Here is a 2,718-nt window from a genome sequence, read left to right as displayed (position 1 = left end):
ATGTCGCAAAGCGGGACGCTGCCGAGAGAGCACGTCGAGCACAGGCCGGAACGGCGGCCGCACTCGCCGCTGCGTGAATTATTCGCCCCCCTCCCCGACTTGCTCGCCTGTGGCGGCGATTTGCGGATCGATGTCGATCCCTTGACCGGCCGCAACGCCTATGGCTGCGCGACGCAGCCGTCCGAAGGCTCCGCCGGCTTTGCCTCCTGCACCGCCAGCACGATTTCACCGCGCGGCTACGAGGCCGCCGAGCGCGCCCGCACCGCACTGATGTCGTCGGCGATGCTGCACGGGCTGATCGAATGTTTCGACGCGCGCGTCGAAGCCTTGCGCGACGAATTGAAAAACCTGCTCGGCATCGCGCGCAGCGGCGCCGAGGCGATCTTCACCGCCTCCGGCAGCGACGCGCAGCTCACGGTGCTGGCGATCAGCCGCGCGCTGCTCGGCGACGATGTGACCACGCTGGTGGTCGCCGCCGACCAGACCGGCACCGCCACGACCTACACGGCGCGCGGCCAGCATTTCAGCGGCCGAACCGCCAATGACGCCGCCGTCGTTCGCGGCGACAACGTCTGCGGCCTCGGAGCAGTGCGCAGCGTCGCCGTGAGGCTGCGCGATGCCGACGGGCACCTGCGCGCCGCGTCGGCGGTCGATGCCGACATTCTCGAACAGGTCGAGACCATCGTGGCCGAGGGCGGCCGCGTGATGCTCGAGGCGATGGACAGCTCCAAGCTGGGTTACTCGGCCCCAAGCGAGCGCTGCCTCGCCGAAATCGCCGCGCGCTGGCCCGGCCGGGTGCAGATCGTGATCGACGCCTGCCAGATGCGGCTCGGGCCCGCGCGCATCGCCGCGCATCTGGCGCGTGGCGCCTTGGTACTGATCACCGGATCGAAATTCTACGGCGGGCCGGCCTTCAGCGGCGCCGTGCTGGTGCCCCCGCAGATCGGCGCTCGCCTCATCGCTGCGCCGCTCGCAGTCGGGCTCGACGATTACATGACACGCTCCGACTGGCCGGCGCGCTGGACCAGCGTGCGCGAGCAATTCCGCACGGCGCCGAATTTTGGCCAATGGCTGCGCTGGGAAGCCGCGATTGCCGAGATGCGCGCTTACCACGCGGTGCCCGAGGTATTTCGGCGCAGCGCCATGCGCGCGCTCGGCAGTGGCCTCGCCCGCCTGATCACGGCTTCGCCGTCGCTGCGGCTTGTGCCGGCCCTGGTGCAGGTCGACCGGGACGACGAATTCGCCCTGCCGTCGATCTTCGCCTTCACCCTCCAGCGAAACGGCCGTGCGCTCGACCTGAAGCAGTGCCGGGCGACTTACACAGCACTGACTACGGACGATGCCCCCTCGATTGTTCCGGACGCCTTCACCTCGCCCAGCCTGATCGGCCAGCCGGTCGGCTGGGGCGGCCCGGCCGACGATCGGGTTGCGGCGCTGCGCATGTGTATCGGAGCGCGCCACATCATCGACGCATGGTCGGCACCGTCGAGCGCGACCGACGAGACGCTGAGCCTCATCCTCGACAACGCCGCCGATGTCGTCGCCCGCATCGAGACGCTGCTGTCGCAGCCGGACACTCAACTCACTGCCAGGAATGTTCATGCCTAGTAATTCTGCTTCGCAGCCGGCCGCGCTTGCGGCCGACCGCATCGGCTTCGCCACACTCACCAAGCGTGCGTTCGACGGCGAGAATCTGTACCCGCTGTGGCAGGACCTGATGGCCAAGGTCGACGCCGGCACCGCCAGCGCCGGCGAGCAACTCGACCTGGCTCTGATCACGCAACTATTTGGCCACAAGGACGCCGGCCTGTCGGTGCAGACCGAAACGCTGGCGCAGCATCAGCTGTATCGCTCGCCTTGCCGGACCAATACGCCGAAGCTGCGCGTGCTGGCGCTGGCCGGCGACATCGACATGGGCGGCAACACGCCGATCGAATTCCTGCTGCAGCATTCCGACATCGAGCTGCAGACTCTCTACGTGATCGACGGCATTGGCCTGCCCGATCCACTGCCCGCTCACGACATCGCCATCGTGGTCGCCTCGGATTCCGGAGAAAGCCGTAACGCACTGGCGATGATCGACGCCGCCGCCTCGACCTGGCCCGTGCCGCTGCTCAATCAGCCGAAGGCCATCGGCCGGCTGGATCGCGACAAGCTGTATCAGATCCTGCACGGCGTCGAAGGCCTCGACATTCCCGCCACGGTCGCGGTCGCCCGCGACACGCTGGTGTCGGTGGCCGAAGGCGATACCGAGCTCGCCACAGCCTGCGAAATCGACTATCCGGCGATCATCCGGCCGCGCGGCTCGCATGCCGGCCGCGGCCTCGCCAAGATCGACGATGCCGCTGCGCTCGCCGGCTATCTGGCCGGGCACGGCGAAGCCGAGTACTTCGTGTCGCGCTTCGTCGATTATTCCGGCGACGACGGCCAGTTCCGTAAATATCGCGTCGTCGTGGTCGACGGCACCGCCTATGCCTGCCACATGGCGATCGCCGATCAGTGGGACATCTGGTACCTCAACGCCGGCATGGCGCAGAGCGCCGCCAAGCGGCTGGAGGAAGCGGCGTTCTTTTCACACCTTCGATTTCGGCTTCGGCCGCCGCCATCGCACCGCGCTGAGCGGCCTGATCGAGCGCGTCGGAATCGATTACTTCATCATCGACTGCGCCGAGACGCCCGGCCGGCGATCTGCTCGTGTTCGAGATCGACAACACCGCC

At 67.8% G+C, this 2,718-nt stretch carries 1 protein-coding gene and 1 pseudogene; both read left to right on the top strand.

Features of this window, described 5'->3' with window-relative positions; all coding sequences use genetic code 11:
- On the top strand, nucleotides 1-1,608 hold a 1,608-nt coding region (locus I5M_RS20895), incomplete at its 5' end, for a hypothetical protein (protein ID WP_022723179.1).
- A pseudogene (locus tag I5M_RS30280) lies at nucleotides 1,601-2,718 on the top strand (RimK family alpha-L-glutamate ligase); the annotation flags it as partial. The gene I5M_RS20895 and the pseudogene I5M_RS30280, both read left to right, overlap by 8 nt.

It is taken from the genome of Rhodopseudomonas sp. B29 (assembly GCF_000333455.1).
Taxonomy (GTDB): Bacteria; Pseudomonadota; Alphaproteobacteria; order Rhizobiales; family Xanthobacteraceae; genus Rhodopseudomonas.
Note: the sequence above shows the minus strand (reverse complement) of the source record. Positions and strands in the feature narration are given on the sequence as shown.